Raw genomic sequence first — 18874 nt, 5'->3', positions numbered from 1 at the left:
TCAGGCTGCTTCTGCGAAACCGATGGCGGCTTCCATGTCCACCGCCACGATGCGCGAAACGCCCTGCTCCTGCATGGTCACGCCGATCAGCTGCTCGGCCATTTCCATGGCGATCTTGTTGTGGCTGATGAACAGGAACTGGGTTTCCTTGCTCATGGAGCGCACCAGCTTGGCGTAACGCTCGGTGTTGGCGTCGTCCAGCGGCGCGTCGACCTCGTCCAGCAGGCAGAAAGGCGCGGGATTCAGCTGGAAGATGGCAAACACCAGCGCGATGGCCGTGAGCGCTTTTTCGCCGCCGGACAGCAGGTGGATGGTCTGGTTCTTCTTGCCGGGCGGCTGGGCGATCACCTGCACGCCGGCGTCGAGGATTTCCTCGCCGGTCATCATGAGCTTGGCGTTGCCGCCACCGAAGAGTTCGGGGAACATGCGGCCGAAATGGCCGTTCACCGTCTCGAAAGTGCTCGAGAGCAAATCCCGCGTTTCGATGTCGATCTTCTTGATCGCATCTTCCAGCGTGGTCATGGCCTCGTTCAGGTCGGCGGACTGCGCGTCGAGGAATTGCTTGCGTTCGCGCGCGGTGCTCAGCTCGTCGAGCGCGGCCAGGTTGACCGCTCCCAGCGACTGGATTTCGCGGTTGATGCGGTCGATCTCGCCCTGCAGGCCGGTGAGGCGCACATTGCCGGACTGGATGGACTGCTCGACGGTGGCCAGGTCGGCCTGGGCGTCGGCCAGCAACTGCGCGTACTGCTCAAAGCCCAGGCGCGCGGCCTGCTCTTTCAGCTGGAACTCGGTGATGCGCTGGCGCAGCGGATCGAGCTCGCGCTCGAGTTGCAGGCGGCGCTCATCGCTGGCGCGCAGCTTGCTGGTCAGGTCGTCGTACTGGCTGCGCTTGGCGCCCAGGTCGGCCTCGCGCTCGAGCTTCACGCTCAGGGCGCTTTGCAGGCCGGCCTGCGCGGCGGCGTCGGTCAGGCGTGTCAACTCTTCGCGGGCCTGCGCCTCTTCGCTGGCGATGGAGGCGGCCTGCTGCGCGGCGATGTCGATGGAACGGGTCAGTTCTTCGCGGCGCGAGGCCAGGCTGCGCAGCGCGAACGCGGCTTCCTGGGCCTGGCGCTCCAGCGTGCGCTGCTGCTCACGCGACTCGCCGAGCTTGCGTTCGGTCTCGATCACGCGGTCGTCGAGCTGCGCATGGCGTTCCTGGCTGTCGGCCAGTTGCATGTCGAGTTCTTCAAAGCGGCCCTCGGCCGTGACCTTGCGCTCCTGCAGCTCGCCGAGCTGGGCTTCGATTTCGGCCATGTCGGCCTGGATCTGCTCGCTGCGTGCGCGGGTCTGCTCGGCCAGTTGCGTGAGGCGCAGCACTTCGACCTGCAGCTCGTGGGTGCGGCTCTGGCCTTCGGCGGTTTCGCGGCGGGCCGTGGCCAGGCGCTGGGCGGCGTCTGCGTAGGCGGCTTCAGCACGCACCAGGGCGGAGCGGGCTTCCTCGCTGATCAGGGCCTGGGCCTTGAGCTGTTTGTCGAGGTTTTCAATCTCCTGCGCGCGGGCCAGCAGGCCGGCCTGTTCGGAATCTTGCGCGTAAAAACTCACGCTGTGGTGCGTCACGGCATGGCCGCTCTGCACAAAAATCACCTCGCCGGCCTGCAGCTTGTCGCGCGCGGCCAGCGCGTCGTCCAGGCTGGGCGCGGTGTAGCAGCCGTTGAGCCAGTCGCCCAGCAAGGCCGATTGCCCGGCATCGTTCAGGCGCAGCAACTCGGTCAGCGGCTTGAGGTTGATCGCGGCATTGACGCGTGCGGGCGCGGCGGCGCTGGGCGGCGAATAAAACGCGAGCTTGGCCGGCGGCGTGCCCTGCCCGTCGCTGCCCGCAAAGCCGCGCACCATGTCGAGCCGGGAAACTTCCAGGGCGCCGAGGCGTTCGCGCAGCGCGGCTTCGAGGGCATTTTCCCAGCCCTGTTCGATGTGGATACGGCTCCACAGGCCCTGCAGGCCGTCCAGGCCGTGTTTGGCCAGCCAGGGCTTGAGTTTGCCGTCGGTCTTGACCTTTTCCTGCAAGGCCTTGAGGGCTTCCATGCGTGCCGACAGGTCGGCCCGCTTGGCGGATTCGGTGTTGACGGTGTGCTGCAGCGTGCGGCGTTCCTCGTCGAGCTGCGGCACGCTGTCGGTCAGCTCGTGCAGGCGGGCCTCGGCTTCGGCCTGGGCTTCCTGCGCGGCGGCGAACTGGGTGTTCAGGTTGGCCAGGCGCGCTTCGTCGGGCGCGTTAAGCGCGTTACGGTCGGCCGTGAGCTTTTCAAGCCGAAGGCCCAGGCTGCGCGACTGCTCTTCGATGTTGCGCTGGTCGGCGGCCAGCACCTGGATCTGCTGCTGCACCTGGCCCACACTGGCGCGCTGCTCGTTGGCCTTGGCCTGGGCCTGGCGCAGCGCGTCTTCGAGCGCGGGCAGCTGCGTCTGGTGTTCTTCGGTCTGCGCGGCCAGCAGTTCGGCTTTCTCCTCGGCCTCGATGGCTTGCGCGGCCAGGCTTTCGGTTTCGACGGCGGCGTCTTCCTTGCGGGTGGCCCACTGCGCGGTCTGTTCCTTGAGCTGGTTCAGCCGCTGCTCGACGCGCTGGCGGCCGTCGACCACAAAGCGGATTTCGGCTTCCAGCCGGCCGACTTCGGCGCTGGCCTCATAAAGCTTGCCCTGGGCCTGGTTAACCTGGTCGCCGGCCGCATAGTGGGCCTGGCGAATGGTTTCCAGGTCGGCCTCGATGTGGCGCAGGTCAGCCACGCGGCTTTCCAGGTCGTTCACGGCTTTTTCGGCATCGGCCTTCACCTTGGCCTGGTCGGCCTCGCTCTCGGCCCGCTTCAAGAACCACAGCTGGTGCTGCTTGAGGCTGGCGTCGGCGTGCAGGGTGTTGTAGCGCAGGGCCACTTCTGCCTGCTTTTCGAGCCGGTCGAGGTTGGCGTTGAGTTCGCGCAGGATGTCCTCGACGCGGGTCAGGTTCTCGCGGGTGTCGGACAGGCGGTTGGCGGTCTCGCGGCGGCGTTCCTTGTACTTGGAGACGCCGGCGGCTTCCTCGAGGAAGAGGCGCAGCTCTTCGGGCTTGGACTCGATGATGCGGCTGATGGTGCCCTGGCCGATGATGGCGTAAGCGCGCGGGCCCAGGCCGGTGCCCAGGAACACGTCCTGCACGTCGCGGCGGCGCACCGGCTGGTTGTTGATGTAGTAGCTGGAGGTGCCGTCGCGCGTCAGCACGCGCTTGACGGCGATCTCGACAAACTGGCCCCACTGGCCGCCGGCGCGGTGGTCGGCGTTGTCGAACACCAGTTCCACGCTGGAGCGGCTGGCCGGTTTGCGCGTGGTGGTGCCGTTGAAGATGACGTCCTGCATGGACTCGCCGCGCAGTTCGGAGGCTTTGCTCTCACCGAGCACCCAGCGCACCGCGTCCATGATGTTGGACTTGCCGCAGCCGTTGGGGCCTACCACACCCACCAATTGGCCGGGCAAGACGAAATTGGTGGGCTCCGCGAATGACTTGAAACCTGATAGCTTGATCGAATTGAGACGCACGGCTGTCCCTGTTTTTATGAGCTTGAGCGTAGCCCGGGGCTAACTCGTTGATTTTTATAGCGTTTTACGGCAAACGCTGACATATCGGGTGCCGCTTTCGGCAAGCGGCACGGTCCGTCATGTTACCCGAGCGGGACCGGGATTTTGCCGGGAAAAAGGCCCTTGACGGGGCCGGCGTGAAACACTTTGCTTCGCGCCGCGCGGGCCCGGCCCGGGCGCCTTCCGTCCTGCCATGGCAGTCCAGCCCTAAACCACCCGTGCCGGCGCCGCTGCCGCAGCATGGGGTCTGGCGTTCAAGCTATCAATTTGGCAGCAGCCTGACCCCCTTGGACATGCGGATCGGGCGGCCAGTCGTTCTGGGGCCGGGCCAAGGCTGGATAATCCGGGTATGAATCCCCTGCTTTCACGCCTCCAGCCCTATCCTTTTGAGCGGCTGCGCCAGCTGCACGCCGACGTAACCCCCAATCCCGCCTTCAAAGCCATCAGCCTGGGCATAGGCGAGCCCCGCCATGCCACACCGCAGCTGATCAAGGATGCGCTGACGGCCAGCCTGAGCGGCCTGGCCAGCTACCCCGGCACCCTGGGCGAGCCCAAATTGCGCCAGGCCATGGCCGACTGGGTGGCCCGCCGCTACGACCTCAAGTTGGACCCGGCCACGCAGATCCTGCCCGTCAACGGCTCGCGCGAAGCGCTGTTTTCGCTCGCGCAAACCGTGCTGGACGCCGGCAAGCCCGGGGCTACCGTGGTCTGCCCCAACCCCTTCTACCAAATCTACGAGGGCGCAGCCCTGCTGGCGGGCGCCCAGACCTGGTTTGCCCCCAGCGACCCGGCGCGCAACTTCGCGGTCGACTGGGCCGGCGTGCCCGAGGCCGTCTGGGCCAAGACCCAGTTGGTGTTTGTCTGCTCGCCGGGCAACCCCACGGGCGCCGTGATGTCGCTTGGCGAGTGGAACCTGCTGTTCGAGCTCAGCGACCGCCACGGCTTCGTGATCGCCTCCGACGAGTGCTACAGCGAGATCTATTTCCGTGACGAGGCACCCCTGGGCGGCCTGCAGGCGGCCGCCGCGCTGGGCCGGCATGACTTCAAGAACCTGGTGTCGCTGACCAGCCTCTCCAAACGCAGCAACGTGCCGGGCCTGCGCAGCGGCTTTGTGGCCGGTGACGCCGCCCTGATCAAGCCATTCCTGCTCTACCGCACCTACCACGGCAGCGCCATGAGCCCGATCGTGCAAGCCGCCAGCATCGCGGCCTGGAACGACGAACGCCACGTGACGGAAAACCGCGCGATGTACCGCGAAAAATTCGCCCAGGTCACGCCCATGCTCTCGGCCGTGATGGACGTCGCCCTGCCCGACGCGGGCTTTTACCTGTGGGCCGGAATCCCCGCGTCTTTCAAGGGCTCGGACACCGCGTTTTCGCGCGAGCTGCTCGCTCTCTACAATGTCGTGGTGTTGCCGGGCAGTTACCTGGCGCGCGACGCGCAGGGGCACAATCCCGGCGCCGGCAGAATCCGCATGGCGCTGGTGGCAGAAACCGCCGAATGCGTGGAAGCGGCGCAGCGCATCGTTCAGTTCATCCAATCCAAAGTTCACTGAAAACAAGACCGAAACCAACATGACACAAGACAACCTGCAAAGCACCATTGACGCGGCCTGGGAAAATCGCGCGAACCTCTCGCCCCAGTCGGCTCCCAAGGAAGTGCTGGACGCCGTCGAGCACACCATCGCCCAGCTCAACAGCGGCAAGCTGCGTGTGGCCACCCGCGAAGGCGTGGGCCAGTGGACCACCCACCAGTGGATCAAGAAAGCCGTGCTGCTGAGCTTTCGCCTGAAGGACAACGAACTGATGCGCGCCGGCGACCTGGGCTTTTTCGACAAGGTGCCCACCAAGTTCGCCCATCTGAGCGAAGCCGAAATGCGCGCCACCGGCGTGCGCGTGGTGCCGCCCGCCGTGGCGCGCCGCGGCAGCTACATCGCCAAGGGCGCGATCCTGATGCCCAGCTACGTCAACATCGGCGCCTGGGTCGGCGAAGGCACGATGGTCGATACCTGGGCCACCGTGGGCAGCTGCGCGCAGGTCGGCAACAACGTCCACCTCTCCGGCGGCGTGGGCCTGGGCGGCGTGCTTGAACCCCTGCAGGCCAACCCCACCATCATTGAAGACAACTGCTTCATAGGCGCGCGCTCCGAAGTCGTCGAAGGCGTGATCGTGGAAGAAAACTCGGTCATCTCCATGGGCGTCTACATCGGCCAGAGCACGCCGATTTACGACCGCGAAGCCGACACGGTCACCTACGGCCGTATCCCCGCGGGTTCCGTGGTGGTCTCGGGCAACCTGCCCAAGGCCGGCGGCAAGTACAGCATGTACTGCGCGGTGATCGTCAAGCGCGTGGACGCCAAGACGCGTTCCACCACCAGCCTGAACGATTTGCTCAGGGACTGAAATACGGCCTTTGGGCTCGATGACACATATTGAATTGACTGGGAGCGGACTATGAGCACGATGGAAAGAATCCTTCGCTTGATGGCGGACAAAAAAGCGTCGGACGTTTACCTGTCGGCCCATTCGCCCGCCCTGATCAAGATCAACGGCCAGGCCATTCCCATCAATGCGCAAATCCTGCCGCCTGACGCGCCGCGCAACCTGCTGGCCGAGGTGCTGCCGCCCGAGCGCATCGAGGAGATGGAGGAAATCGGCGAACTCAACATGGCGCTGCCCATCGCCGGCCTGGGCAATTTCCGGATCAGCGCCTTCCGCCAGCGCAGCACCTATGCCGCGGTGATCCGCTTCATCCCGACGGAAATCCCGCCGCTCGACAGCCTGAACGTGCCGCCCATCCTGGCCGACCTGATCATGGAAAAGCGCGGGCTGCTGCTGATGGTGGGCTCTACCGGCGCCGGCAAGAGCACCACGCTGGCCGCGATGATGGACCGCCGCAACGAGATCTCGCTGGGCCACATCCTCACGATCGAGGACCCGGTTGAATTCCTGTTCACCAACAAGAAGTCGGTGGTCAACCAGCGCGAAGTCGGCAGCGACACGCAATCCCTGCAGGTGGCGCTCAAAAATGCATTGCGCCAGGCGCCCGACGTGATCCTGATCGGCGAAATCCGCGACCGCGAAACCATGTCGGCCGCCATTGCCTATGCGCAGTCGGGCCATTTGTGCCTGGCCACCATGCACGCCAACAACAGCTACCAGGCGCTCAACCGTATCCTGAGCTTTTACCCGGTCGAGGTGCGCAGCACCATGCTGGGCGACCTGGCCGCGGCCCTCAAGGCCATCGTGTCGCAGCGCCTGCTGCGCACGCAGGACGGCGGCCGCACGCCGGCGGTGGAGGTCATGCTCAACACCAAGCTGATCGCCGAGCTGATTGAAAAAGGCGACTTCTCCGGCGTCAAGGAAGCCATGGAAAAATCCATGGCCGAGGGCTCCCAGACCTTCGAGCAGGACATCGCCAAACTGATCGTGGACGGCACCGTCACGCGCAAGGAAGGCATCCTGTACGCCGACTCGCCGACCAACCTGATGTGGCGCCTCGAGAACGACTTCGCCGTCAAGGCCAAGATGCTGGAACCCGAGGAAGACCCGGATGACGAACCGTCTTTCACCGAAATCACGCTGGACGTGAAGCACTAGAAAAAAACACGACGGCGCTCGTCTCTTCGGGCCGACTCGAACGCGACTGAACGACCATGTCCCGAACCCTGCACCTCGCCGAGCAACTGATTTCCCGCCCTTCCGTCACGCCCGACGACGCCGGCTGCCAGGCCCTGCTGATTGAACGCCTGGCGCCGCTGGGCTTCCAGTGCGAAACCATTGTCAGCGGCCCCGAGAGCTTTCGCGTGACCAACCTCTGGGCCAAGCGTGCCGGCAAGGCCTCCGGCCCCGCGGCGCCGGCCAAAACCCTGGTGTTCGCCGGCCACACCGACGTTGTGCCCACCGGTCCGCTGGACCAATGGCTGAGCCATCCCTTCACGCCCAGCCACCGTGACGGCATGCTCTACGGACGCGGCGCCGCCGACATGAAAACCTCCATCGCGGCCATGGTGGTGGCGGTCGAGGAATTCCTGGCCGTCCATCCCGACCCGGCCCTGTCCATCGCCTTCCTGGTCACCAGCGACGAGGAAGGCCCGGCGGTCGACGGCACGGTCATGGTCTGCGAACGGCTCAAGGCGCGCGGCGAGGTACTGGACTATTGCATCGTGGGCGAACCCACCTCGGTCACCCAGGTGGGCGACATGATCAAGAACGGGCGGCGCGGCACCCTCAGCGGCAAGCTCACCGTCAAGGGTGTGCAGGGCCATATCGCCTATCCGCACCTGGCCAAAAACCCGATCCACCTGTTCGCGCCGGCGCTGGCGGAACTGGTGGCCACCCAGTGGGACGCAGGCAATGCCTTCTTCCCGGCCACCAGTTGGCAGGTGTCCAACATCCATGGCGGCACCGGCGCATCCAACGTGATTCCGGGCGACCTCGTGGTGGACTTCAATTTCCGCTTCTGCACCGAATCCACCCCCGAAAGCCTGCAACAGCGCGTGCAGGCCTTGCTGAGCCGCCACCAGCTCGATTACGACCTCAAATGGACGCTGGGCGGCCTGCCCTTTTTGACCACACCCGGCACGCTGGTCGACGCAGTACGGGGTGCCATCCAGGCGGAAACCGGGCTGCAGACCGAACTCTCCACCACCGGTGGCACCAGCGACGGCCGTTTTATCGCCAAGATCTGTCCGCAGGTCATCGAATTCGGCCCCCTCAATGCCACCATCCACAAGATCAACGAGCATGTGCCCGTGAGCTCGCTAGCCCCGCTCAAGAACATCTACAAGGGCGTGCTGGAACGGCTGGCCGCGGCATGACCCAGCTAGCGACTCCCCTGACGGTGCTGGCGCTGGTCGAGCAGATGGCGGCCAGGCTGGACGCCGCGGGCCTGAGCTTTGCCGACGGCTTCGGCCAGGGCACGACCAACGCCTTCGACGAAGCCGCCTGGCTGGTGCTCTGGAAGCTTGGCTTGCCGCTGGACGACCTTGATTCAGTCGAGACCCGGGCGGTGACCCCTGAAGAGGAAGCCCAGGTCGCCGCGCTGCTGGACACACGCATCAGTACCCGCAAGCCGGCGGCCTACCTCACCCACGAAGCCTGGCTGATGGGCCTGCCCTTTTACGTCGACGAACGCGTGATCATTCCGCGTTCCCTGATCGCTGAACTACTGGCCGACGCCAGCATAGACCCCTGGCTGGGCGAACACACCCATCGCGTGCTCGACCTGTGCACCGGCAACGGCAGCCTGGCCGTGCTGGCCGCCATCACCTACCCCGACGTCGTGGTGGAGGCAGCTGACATCAGCCTGGACGCGCTGGCGGTGGCCCGCATCAACGTGGACCGCCACCACCTGGACAGTCGCATCACGCTGCTTGAGTCCGACGGCCTGGCCGCCTGCGCGGGCGAGTACGACCTGATCCTGTGCAATCCGCCCTATGTCAACGCGGCCAGCATGGCCGCCCTGCCCCCTGAATTCCGCGCGGAACCGGGCCTGGCGCTGGCTGGCGGCGCCGACGGCATGGACTTCATCCGGGGCCTTTTTCAGAATGCGGCGCGCCATATGAGCGAAAATGCGGTCCTGGTGCTGGAAATCGGCAATGAGCGCGAGAATTTCGAGCGCGCCTTTCCGACGCTTGAACCGCTGTGGTTCGAAACCAGCTCGGGTGCCGACCAGGTCTTGCTGCTGACGCGCGAACAACTGGCTTGATGCTCAGGCTCTTTGCCTGGTGACTGGCGCGGCGCTTGCATGGCAAGCCGTGCAACACCCTCGCCGCCCGATTAATTTTCCTGAAGTTCCAATTCAATGATTACCCTCAAAAACGTCGTGCTGCGCCGCGGCGCCAAAGTGATTCTGGACAGCGCGTCCGTCACCCTCAACCCCGGCGAAAAAATCGGCCTGGTGGGCCGCAACGGCGCGGGCAAGTCCTCGCTGTTCGCCATGCTCAACGGTACGCTGCATGAAGACGGCGGCGATTTTTCGATTCCCGCACAGTGGAGCATGGCGCAGGTGGCGCAGGACATGCCCGAAACCGACCAGAGCGCGACGGCCTTCGTGGTCGAAGGCGACGTGGTGCTGCTGGCCGCGCAAACCGAGGTCGACGCATCCGAAGCCAGCGGTGACGGCGACCGCATGGCCCACGCCTACATGGCGCTGTACGACGCCGGCGCGCACGACGCGCAGGCCCGCGCCCAGGCCCTGATCCTCGGCCTGGGTTTCAAGGTCAGCGAACTGGACAACCCGGTCAACAGTTTTTCCGGCGGCTGGCGCATGCGTTTGCAGCTGGCGCGCGCGCTGATGTGCCCGTCCGACCTGCTGCTGCTCGACGAACCTACCAATCACCTGGATTTGGACGCGCTGGTCTGGCTCGAAGCCTGGCTGAAAAAGTATCAGGGCACCATGCTGGTCATCAGCCATGACCGAGAATTCCTCGATGCCGTGACCGACGTCACAGTGCACATCGAAAGCGCCAAGCTGACCCGCTACGGCGGCAACTACAGCAAGTTCGAAGACCTGCGCTCCGAGCAGATGGCGCTGCAGCAAACGGCCTTCACCAAGCAGCAGGACAAGATCGCCCACCTGCAGAAGTTCATCGCGCGCTTCAAGGCCAAGGCCAGCAAGGCCAAGCAGGCGCAAAGCCGCGTCAAGGCTCTGGACCGCATGGAGAAAATCGCGCCGCTGCTGGCCGAAGCCGACTTCACCTTCGAGTTCAAGGAGCCGGCCAACCTGCCCAACCCCATGCTGTCGATGCAGAACGCCTACTTCGGCTACCCGCCGCCCGAAGGCTCACCCGAAGGCACGCCGCCCACGGTCATTGTGCAAAACGTCAGCAAATCGGTGCTGGCCGGCCAGCGCATCGGCATCCTGGGCGCCAACGGGCAAGGCAAGTCGACACTGGTGAAAACCGTGGCGCGCGCGCTGGCACCTATTCAAGGAGAGATGACCGAGGGCAAGGGCCTGAACATCGGCTACTTCGCCCAGCAGGAACTCGACGTGCTGCGCCCGGCGGACACGCCGCTGGAGCACATGATCCGCCTCGTCAAGGAAGTCACCGCCGCCGGCAAGATCAGCGGCCAGCAGACCCGCGAGCAGGACCTGCGCAGTTTCCTGGGCATGTTCAATTTCGGCGGCGACATGGTCAAGCAGGCCGTGGGCAGCATGAGCGGCGGCGAAAAAGCCCGCCTGGTGCTGTGCATGATCGTCTGGCAGCGCCCCAACCTGCTGCTGCTCGACGAGCCGACCAACCACCTGGACCTGGCCACGCGCGAGGCGCTGTCGATGGCGCTCAACGAGTTTGAAGGCACGGTGATGCTGGTCAGCCATGACCGCGCCCTGCTGCGCGCCGTCTGCGACGAGTTCTGGATGGTCTCGCGCGGCGGCGTGGCACCCTTTGACGGCGACCTCGACGACTACCAGCGCTACCTGCTCGACGAAGCCAAGCGCCAGCGCGAAGAGGCCAAGAAGGCCGGCAATGCCAGCCCGGCCGCCGCCGTCAAGGCGGCCGCACCGGCCGTGGCGGTGGAAGAGAAAAAGCCTGTGCCGCGCGAAACGCCCGAGCAGCGCAAGCAGGACGCCCAGCGCCGCCAGCAGCAGGCCGAGGCTACCAAGCCGCTGCGCAAGGAGATCGAGAAAATCGACCTGCGCATGAAGTCGCTCACCACCGAACAGGGCAGCCTGCAGGCCCTGCTCGGCACCACCACCGCGCCGGCGGAACTGGCCCAGGCCGGCAAGCGCCTCAAGGCCATCGAAGGCGAAATAGGCATGCTGGAAGAACGGTGGCTGGAGCTGACCGAGCAGATCGAGACCGCTGCGGTATAAAGTGAGTTGAGCGGGCCAATCCGGCCCCTCACCACCTCACTGACAGGGAGTTCACAGCATGCTATCCATACTCGGAACCATTGTTGTCGGTTTGATCGTCGGCCTGATTGCCCGTGCCCTCAAGCCGGGCAACGACAGCATGGGTTTCATCATGACTGTCTTGCTGGGCGTCGCCGGCGCCTTCGCGGCCAAATACGCGGGCATCGCCACCGGTTTTTACAAGGAAGGCGATGCCGTGGGCTGGATTGCCTCCATCGTCGGCGCCATCGTCCTGCTGCTGATTTACGGCCTGCTCACCAAAAAGCGCGGCTAGCCGCGCTGAGAGGTAACGCCATGCCCACCGCCCTGCAAATGGCGTCCGGCGACGCCACCCTCGCGGCCGCCGTCAAACGCAGCCGCAAGCTGCTCAACCGGCGTGCCATGGTCGCGGCCGCGGCCAGCGCCGTGCCCGTCCCCGGCCTAGACTGGATGGTGGACGCGGCCATGCTGTCCAGGCTCATCCCCGAGATCAACCAGGAGTTCGGCCTCACGCCGCAGCAACTCGACCAGCTGGAACCCAACAAACGCGACCAGGTGCAAAAAGCCGTGGCCCTGGTGGGTTCGGTGCTGATCGGCAAATTCATCAGCCGCGACCTGGTCATCAAGGCCGCCACCAAAATAGGCGTGCGCCTGACGGCCAAGCAGGCCGCCAAGTACGTCCCGCTGGCCGGCCAGGCCGTCGCGGCTGCCGTCGGCTACGCGGCCATCCGCTACTTCGGCGAGGAGCACATGAAAGACTGCATACGGGTGGCAAGGCAGGCGCAACTGGATATGCCGGCGCTGGGGTATTCGGCCTGATGGCTGGCTCTGCGATTTCCCGCGCCCCAAAAACAAAAGGACTTGGCCTTTCGGCCAAGTCCTTTAAAGGGCTGGTGGGTTCTGACAGATTCGAACTGTCGACCTACGGATTAAGAGTCCGCTGCTCTACCAACTGAGCTAAGAACCCGGAATTCTGGTGGGACCAGCGGGGGTCGAACCCACGACAAACGGATTAAAAGTCCGCTGCTCTACCAACTGAGCTATGGTCCCAAGAAGGTATCTCGCGATACATCCCGGTTTTTACTGCTTCGAGGGCAGCAAAGCCTTGAATTATAGCGTGGTTTTTCAGCGCTCCGCAAAAACTCAGGCGGCAATTTTGTCGAGTGCCCAGCCTGCCGCGCACAGGCCGAAGGTGGAGGTCACGCTCACGACCGACCCATAGCCGTGGCAGTTCAGGCTGCCGTCGCTTTGGGCCGCGGCGGCGGGCTGCAATACGGCCTCGCGGCTGAACACGCAGGCCACGCCGATCTTGCCCTTGCGTGCGGCGCCATGCTCCTTTCGCAGCCGGTAGCGCAATTGCGCCAGCAAGGGGTCGTGCGTGACCAGGGACAGGTCGTCGATGTCCACGCGGTGCGCCAGCCGCTTGCCGCCCGCGGCGCCCACGCTGACCAGGTACACCTTGTTGGCAATCGCCCAGGCGGCCATGGCGGTCTTGGCTTTGACCTGGTCACAGGCATCGATCACGGCCAGCTGCTTGCGGTCAAAGCCGCCCTCCAGGCCCAGGATGCCCGGCCAGTTGGCGGCATCGACAAACTCTTCAATGCCGTCCACACGGCAGCCCGGATGGATTTGCGCGATGCGCTCACGCATGGCCTGCACCTTGGCCTGCCCCAGGGTGCTGTCCAGCGCATGGACCTGGCGGTTGATGTTGGATTCGGCGATGTGGTCGAGGTCTATCAAGGTCAGCCGGGCCACGCCGCTACGCGCCGCGGCTTCGGCAGCCCAGGAGCCCACGCCGCCCAGGCCAACCACCACGATATGTGCTTCGCGTATGCGCTGGGCGCCCGCCGCGCCGTAGAGGCGCGCCAGGCCGCCGAAGCGGCGCTCCAGATCGGCGGGGAGTTCTTCAAGGATGGAGGTCATGGACTGTGAATGAATACGCGCTTCAGGCCGAACGTTCAAGCCGCCAGATTTGATACTTCAATCCCGCCACGCAGCCCGCGAGGATGGCGGCGAGCGCCACAAAGCTCGTGAGGCTCAGGGTCGAGATGCCGGACAGGCCCTGCCCCACGGTGCAGCCCATGGCGCAGACGCCGCCCACGCCCATCAGCGTGGCACCCACCAGGTGGTTGGCGGTGTCTTCCGCGTCGCGAAAACCTTCCCAGCGGAAATTGCGCGACAGCAAGGCGTAGACGGCCGAACCAACCACCACGCCGAACACCGACACGATGCCCAGCGTGAGCACCTTGCTTTTGTCGCTGAAGAACATCAGCCAGTCCACGGTGTAAGCCACGGGCGAGACAAAACTCAGCGCCTCTGCCCGGCCAGAGTTGGTGGCGAGGAAGGCTTCCTGCAAGGTCTCCGGATGTTCGGCCACATGACCGAGATGCCCGCTGACCCACCACATGGCCACGATGACGCCGCCTATGCCCAGGCCGGCCAGCAGATTGTCGAAGCGGCGGAACTCCTCGCCGAACAGCGCCCAGACGATCAGGCCCAGGCCGATGAGGATGGCCAGGCCTATGCCGGCGGCGGCCGGCGTGATGCCGATGGCGCCGGCCACCCAGTTCGGCAAGCTCGCGTTGGCCGTGAAATCAAGGGCCACCTTGTCGACGGTGGCCACGCGGACCACGGCGGTGATGCCCTTGAGCGTGGCGAAGGCGGCGATGCCCATCACGGCAAACACCACGACCGACTTGAGACTGCCGCCGCCTATGCGAACCAGTGTCTTGCTGCCGCAGCCCGAGGCCAGCACCATGCCGAAGCCGAACAGCGCGCCGCCCACCAGGGCCGAGAGCCAGATAAAACGGTTGGAGGCATACAGCGTTTTGGCGGGATCGATCACGCCGGCCGCGGCCATGGTGAAGAAACCCAGCATGGCCACGCCTATGGCCATGCCCCACATGCGCATGCGGGTCCAGTCGCCCATGTTCACGATGTCGCTGACGGCGCCCATGGTGCAAAAGTGCGTGCGCTGGGCAATCGCGCCAAAAACCATGGCCAGAATAAAACCGGCCCAGAGAACCTGGGCCGTGAGACTGTTGAGTGCGGAGATGTCCATCGCCCGATTTTAGGGGCGAATGCTCCGGGAGAATGGTCCGACACCCAGGCAGGCCGGATAGCCTGCCCGGGGCGCGGCCTACTTCAGCTTGGCCAGCCGTTCCTTGGCGACCGAAGCCGCCTCGGCCTGGGGATAGGCCTTGACCAGGTCTTCCAGCGTCTTGCGGGCCGACTTGGCGTCCTTGAGTTCCACCTGGCAGTTGGCCATCGAGAGCATCGCTTCCGGCGCACGCATGTGATCGGGCTCGGCCGTCACCAGCGAGCGGAAATTGGTCACCGCATCACGGTAATTGCGCAAGGCATACTGCGCATTGCCCAGCCAGAACAGGGACGAAGCCCGGTAACCGGTTTGCGGATAGCGCTTCAGGAAAGTCAGGAAGCCGGTCTGCGCGCCCGCGAAGTCGCCCTTGCGAAGCGTGGCCAGCGCGGTTTCGAACTCCTGCCTTTCGGCGGGCTCGGCGACAAACTCCTTGCCGTCCACGTTGACCTTGCCGGGCTCGAACTTGCGCAGACGCTCGTCGACGCCCGTGGTCAGGTCCTTCTGGGTGCGCTGCATCTCGGCCACATTACGCGTGAGATTTTCGTTCTGCCCGCGCATGGTGGCCAGCTCGTTGCGCAAGGCCTCGATCTGGTTGGACAGGTCCAGCAGGCTGCGGCGCAGCTGGGCATTGTCTTCGGTGGTCCTGCGCAGCTCCTCGGCCGTGCGGGTTTGCGCCGCGTCGACTTTCTGGCGCAAATCGAGGATCGCCCGGCGAGCCTCGTCGTCTTCAAACAGGCCCGCGTGCGCATTGAACGCGAACAGGCCGGCCGCGAGGGCCGCGGCGATCCGGAAGGTCTTCACGGTCGGTATCCGGCTTAACGGTAGTTCAGTTCAGCGCGGCGGTTCTTCGCCATGGCTTCCTCGTCGGAGCCGGGAACCGCGGGTTTTTCCTTGCCGAAGCTCACGGCCTCGACCTGCGCATCCGACACACCCAGCAGGCCCAGCGCGCGGCGAACGGCTTCGGCGCGGCGCTGGCCCAGGGCCAGGTTGTACTCGCGGCCGCCGCGCTCGTCGGTATGGCCTTCGATGTTCATCTTGCGGTTCTTGTTGGCGGTCAGGAACTTGGCATGGGCTTCGATCGCGCCCTGGAACTCGGGCTTGACCACATAGCTGTCGAAATCAAAGTAGATGATTTTGGCCACATTGGCCGGGCCCTGGAGCGACGCATCGGCTCCCTGGATCTCCACGGGCGCGACGCCCCGGCCGGTGGCGCCCGAAGGATCGCCCTGCGTGGTCTGGCCCGTGCGGTCTTCGACGGGAACGTCATTGAGCTTGACGTTGGAGCCGCAGGCGGTCAGCGTGGCCGCCAGGATCAGAGAGGAGATGATGGAAAAAACGGTGCGTTTCATGGAGTACCTCTGCAAAAAATAAAAAATGGGCCGGGTTGACGATTGAAAAAATGACCGCTGCCGATCAGCGCTGGAAAGGGCCCCAGTCGGGCTCGCGAATATCGCCGCTGGCGCCGGACAGCTTCGCCTTGATCTTGCCGTCCAGCGTGGTGGTCATCAGTGCTTCCCTGCCCTGCTGCTGGGTGGCGTAGACGATCAAGCGGCTGTTGGGCGCGAAGCTCGGGCTCTCGTCGGCCGTGGTTTCGGTGATTGGAGTGACCGTCCCGGTGGCAAGTTCCATGACGTGCAGCTTGAAGGCGCCGCCCACCCGGGAGACATAGGCCAGCCAGCGCCCGTCGGGACTGACCGCGGGGGAAATGTTGTAGCCCCCGGTAAAGGTGACGCGCTCGGCATTGCCGCCGCCCGGGCTCATGCGGTAGATCTGCGGCGCGCCGCCGCGGTCGCTCACAAAGTAGATGTAGCGCCCGTCGGGCGAGAACGCCGGTTCGGTGTCGATGCTGGAAGACTGGGTCAGCCGTTTCGGCTCGCCGCCGTTGAGGCCGATCGCATAAAGCTGGGAGCCGCCGTCGCGGCTCAGCGTCGCGACGAGCTGCTTGCCGTCCGGCGACCAGGCCGGCGCGCTGTTGGAGCCGCGGAAGTTCGCCAGCAGGCGCCGCTTGCCGCTGGCCACGTCGTGCGCGTAGATCACCGGCTTGCGCGATTCAAAGGACACATAGGCCAGTTGCGAGCCGTTGGGCGACCAGGCCGGTGAAATGATGGGCTCCGGGCTGGTCAGGGCCGACTGCGCGCCCTCGCCGTCGGAGTCGGCCACCCAGAGGTTGTACTTCTGGGCTGCCTTGGTCACATAAGCGATGCGCGTCGAGAAGATGCCCTTCTCGCCGGTCAGCTTTTCATAGACAAAATCGGAAATGCGGTGCGCCGACAGCCGCAGGTCGGCCGGGCCCACGGTGTAGCTCTGCCCGCCCAGGTCTTGCCCGCGCACGATGTCCCAGAGGCGAAGGCGGACGTCGTAGCGGCCGTCGGCCAGCAGCGTCACGCTGCCCGTGACCATGGAATCCGCGCCCTTTTGGCGCCAGGCGCCCAGGTCAGGACGGGTGTTTTCATCGGCGGTGACGCCGGTGGTGTCGACCGGGCGGAACATGCCGCTGCGTTCGAGGTCGGCCCGCACGATGGCGCCGATTTTCTGCGGCGCCTGCGCATCGCCGCGAAACGCGGCAATGGCGATGGGCAGCTGGGTCAGGCCGACGCCGGACACCTCGACGCGAAACTGCGCGAAAGCCGGCAAGACAGGGAAAGCGCTGGCCGCCAGCAGGCTGACGAGGGTACGGCGGCGTAGAAAAGGTGCAATGCTCATAGGGGAGATTGGGATCCGTGCAGGGAGGTTATTTTGACGGTGGAAGCAAGGGCAGAGGAAGGATCGAGTTCACGAAGCCCTTTTTCGGCCAGGACCACATCGGTTTTCATGCGTTCAAGCACCCTTTTTTTGTTGATGGACTCCTGGTCGCGCGGGTTCTCGCGGTGCCAGAGGTGGAAGACTTCGGTGCCCATGAAACCGTTTTTCCGGTGGACGCCCAGGTTGTGCAGCCTGAGCACGAGGTCGGCATCTTCATGCCCCCATCCCTGGAAGGTTTCGTCGAATCCATTGACATCGGCAAAGTCCGAGCGCCAGACGCCAAAGTTGCAGCTGCGTATGCCATGCCAGTGAAAGCCTTGTTTTACCCTGAATAAACGCCGCGGCCAGGAGAGCAGGTGCAATAATTTGTTGCTGTCCCCCCTGAGGCGCGCACCCAGCCAGAACCATACAGGACGGCTGGGCAGGTCGATAGCGCCATTGACTACACGTTCTGTCAGACGTTCGCTGATAAGCACCCGGCTCCCGTTCAGGAAACAGCCTTTTTCGGCCAGCCGCGTGTGCTGCCCCACAAAAGCCTTGTTGGGCACGCAGTCCCCGTCGAGGAACACCAGGTAGTCGCCCGTCGCCTGGCTGGCACCCAGGTTGCGAGCCCGCGCCGCCGTAAAGCCCACATCGGGATGCCAGATGTGGCGCGCCGGGCACCTGAAGGCGGGGCATTGGTCGAACAGCATCCGCACCTGCTCGGGCCGCGAGCCGTCGTCGGCCACCAGCACCTCATGGCCTTCATCGCACTGCGCGGCCAGCGAACGCAGCACGGCCAGCAAGGCGTCGCTGCGGTTGTAGGTCAGGACGATGAAGCTGATCTTCATGGAGCGTCCGGCGCGCCCTTGGCAGCGCGCCGCAGCAGCCAAAGCTTGAGGTAGCGGTAATAGGTGCCTTCGGCGTTCGAGATGGCCAGCACCAGGCCCATCCTGCCGTCGAGGAAACCCAGGCGCAGGACATAGGTGCGTATGAAGGCCCACAGGCCGTGCCCTATCGCCTTGCCGACCGAGGCCGACCGGCCTTTGCCCAACAGGCTTTGCGCACCGGCGGTGGAATAGCGGTTAGCCTTGTCCAGCACCGCCTCGAAGTTGCGGAAACTCTCATGCAGCAGCTGCGAGCGCAACTGGCCTATCGGCCCCTGGGCCAGGATTTTTTCGTGCACCAGGTCCTCGCTGAAGCGGGCCGAGGCGCGACGGAACAAACGGGTGACCCGGTCGGGGTACCAGCCCGAATGGCGCATGTACTGCCCGCAATAGCTCGAGAGCCGGGGAAAGCAATACACGTCGAAGGCCGGCGCCTTGAGGCAAGCCAGGATTTCCACCTGCAACTCGGGCGTCACCCGCTCGTCGGCATCGAGCGAGAGCACCCAGTCCGAAGTGGCCAGCGCCAGGGCGCGGTTCTTCTGGATGCCGAAGCCCTGCCAGTCGGGGCTGGTGCTGACCTCGGCGCCCAGGGAACGGGCGATCTCCACGGTGTCGTCGGTGCTGCCGGAATCAAGCACCACCACCTGGTCCGCGAAGCTCACGGAACGAAGGCAGGCCGCGATGTTGTGGGCCTCGTTGTGGGTGATGACGGTGACGGACAAGCTTGCCAACGGTGCCTTTTCGATGAGGTGGG

The 18874-nt window shown here is 65.0% G+C and carries 16 protein-coding genes and 2 tRNA genes; 8 read left to right on the top strand and 10 right to left on the bottom strand.

Annotation, left to right across the window (positions count from 1 at the left end; translation table 11 throughout):
* Positions 1-3537, bottom strand: coding sequence for a chromosome segregation protein SMC (smc, locus tag AC1D1F_RS08830; protein ID WP_477697032.1), 3537 nt, complete (start codon positions 3535-3537; stop codon positions 1-3).
* Positions 3538-3925: 388 nt separating this feature from the next.
* Between smc and dapC the strand changes: the two genes are divergently transcribed.
* The 8 genes from dapC to AC1D1F_RS08790 all read left to right on the top strand — a co-directional run bounded on the left by dapC (position 3926) and on the right by AC1D1F_RS08790 (position 12231).
* The gene (dapC, locus tag AC1D1F_RS08825; RefSeq protein ID WP_477697033.1) at positions 3926-5131 is read left to right on the top strand and encodes a succinyldiaminopimelate transaminase; all 1206 of its coding nucleotides are present in this window, start codon (positions 3926-3928) and stop codon (positions 5129-5131) included.
* 19 nt (positions 5132-5150) lie between these two features.
* On the top strand, positions 5151-5978 hold the full coding sequence (gene dapD / locus AC1D1F_RS08820; protein ID WP_477677899.1) for a 2,3,4,5-tetrahydropyridine-2,6-dicarboxylate N-succinyltransferase: 828 nt from the start codon (positions 5151-5153) through the stop codon (positions 5976-5978).
* Positions 5979-6029: 51 nt separating this feature from the next.
* Positions 6030-7175, top strand: a complete 1146-nt coding sequence (locus tag AC1D1F_RS08815) for a PilT/PilU family type 4a pilus ATPase (protein ID WP_477651892.1) — start codon at positions 6030-6032, stop codon at positions 7173-7175.
* 56 nt (positions 7176-7231) lie between these two features.
* A complete protein-coding gene (dapE, locus tag AC1D1F_RS08810; RefSeq protein WP_477677898.1) occupies positions 7232-8395 on the top strand; it encodes a succinyl-diaminopimelate desuccinylase in 1164 nt (387 codons plus the stop codon).
* Positions 8392-9285 (top strand): 50S ribosomal protein L3 N(5)-glutamine methyltransferase, encoded by an 894-nt coding sequence (gene prmB / locus AC1D1F_RS08805; protein ID WP_477677897.1) that lies wholly within the window; start codon positions 8392-8394, stop codon positions 9283-9285. Before dapE ends, prmB begins: the two co-directional genes overlap by 4 nt.
* Positions 9286-9381: 96 nt before the next feature.
* Complete coding sequence (locus AC1D1F_RS08800) at positions 9382-11394, top strand: ABC-F family ATP-binding cassette domain-containing protein (protein ID WP_477677896.1); 2013 nt, start codon at positions 9382-9384, stop codon at positions 11392-11394.
* A gap of 58 nt (positions 11395-11452) precedes the next feature.
* On the top strand, positions 11453-11707 hold the full coding sequence (locus AC1D1F_RS08795) for a GlsB/YeaQ/YmgE family stress response membrane protein (RefSeq protein ID WP_477677895.1): 255 nt from the start codon (positions 11453-11455) through the stop codon (positions 11705-11707).
* A gap of 20 nt (positions 11708-11727) precedes the next feature.
* Positions 11728-12231: a hypothetical protein gene (locus AC1D1F_RS08790; RefSeq protein ID WP_477677894.1), complete on the top strand. Its 504-nt coding sequence runs from the start codon at positions 11728-11730 to the stop codon at positions 12229-12231.
* A 72-nt stretch (positions 12232-12303) separates the two neighbouring features.
* Here AC1D1F_RS08790 and AC1D1F_RS08785 read toward each other — a convergent pair.
* The 9 genes from AC1D1F_RS08785 to AC1D1F_RS08745 form a co-directional block, all read right to left on the bottom strand.
* Positions 12304-12379: transfer RNA gene (locus AC1D1F_RS08785), tRNA-Lys, on the bottom strand.
* Between the two features lie 7 nt (positions 12380-12386).
* Positions 12387-12462 (bottom strand) — tRNA-Lys (locus tag AC1D1F_RS08780).
* 93 nt (positions 12463-12555) lie between these two features.
* Positions 12556-13335, bottom strand: coding sequence for a tRNA threonylcarbamoyladenosine dehydratase (locus tag AC1D1F_RS08775; protein ID WP_477677893.1), 780 nt, complete (start codon positions 13333-13335; stop codon positions 12556-12558).
* Positions 13336-13357: 22 nt separating this feature from the next.
* A complete protein-coding gene (locus tag AC1D1F_RS08770; protein ID WP_477697035.1) occupies positions 13358-14473 on the bottom strand; it encodes a YeeE/YedE family protein in 1116 nt (371 codons plus the stop codon).
* Positions 14474-14551: 78 nt separating this feature from the next.
* Positions 14552-15313 carry a tol-pal system protein YbgF gene (gene ybgF / locus AC1D1F_RS08765; RefSeq protein WP_477678429.1) on the bottom strand — a complete coding sequence of 254 codons (762 nt, stop codon included), beginning with the start codon at positions 15311-15313 and terminating at the stop codon, positions 14552-14554.
* A gap of 14 nt (positions 15314-15327) precedes the next feature.
* Positions 15328-15861, bottom strand: coding sequence for a peptidoglycan-associated lipoprotein Pal (gene pal / locus AC1D1F_RS08760; protein WP_477678428.1), 534 nt, complete (start codon positions 15859-15861; stop codon positions 15328-15330).
* A 64-nt stretch (positions 15862-15925) separates the two neighbouring features.
* Entirely contained in the window at positions 15926-17215 is a 1290-nt protein-coding gene (gene tolB / locus AC1D1F_RS08755; RefSeq protein WP_477678427.1) for a Tol-Pal system beta propeller repeat protein TolB, read from the bottom strand.
* The gene (locus AC1D1F_RS08750) at positions 17212-18084 is read right to left on the bottom strand and encodes a glycosyltransferase family 2 protein (protein ID WP_477678426.1); all 873 of its coding nucleotides are present in this window, start codon (positions 18082-18084) and stop codon (positions 17212-17214) included. The genes tolB and AC1D1F_RS08750 overlap by 4 nt, the downstream gene beginning before the upstream one ends.
* Positions 18081-18851, bottom strand: a complete 771-nt coding sequence (locus tag AC1D1F_RS08745) for a glycosyltransferase family 2 protein (protein ID WP_477678425.1) — start codon at positions 18849-18851, stop codon at positions 18081-18083. The genes AC1D1F_RS08750 and AC1D1F_RS08745 overlap by 4 nt, the downstream gene beginning before the upstream one ends.
* Positions 18852-18874 lie beyond the last annotated feature (23 nt).

This window comes from Polaromonas sp. P1_H6 (assembly GCF_056405195.1).
Note: the sequence above shows the minus strand (reverse complement) of the source record. Positions and strands in the feature narration are given on the sequence as shown.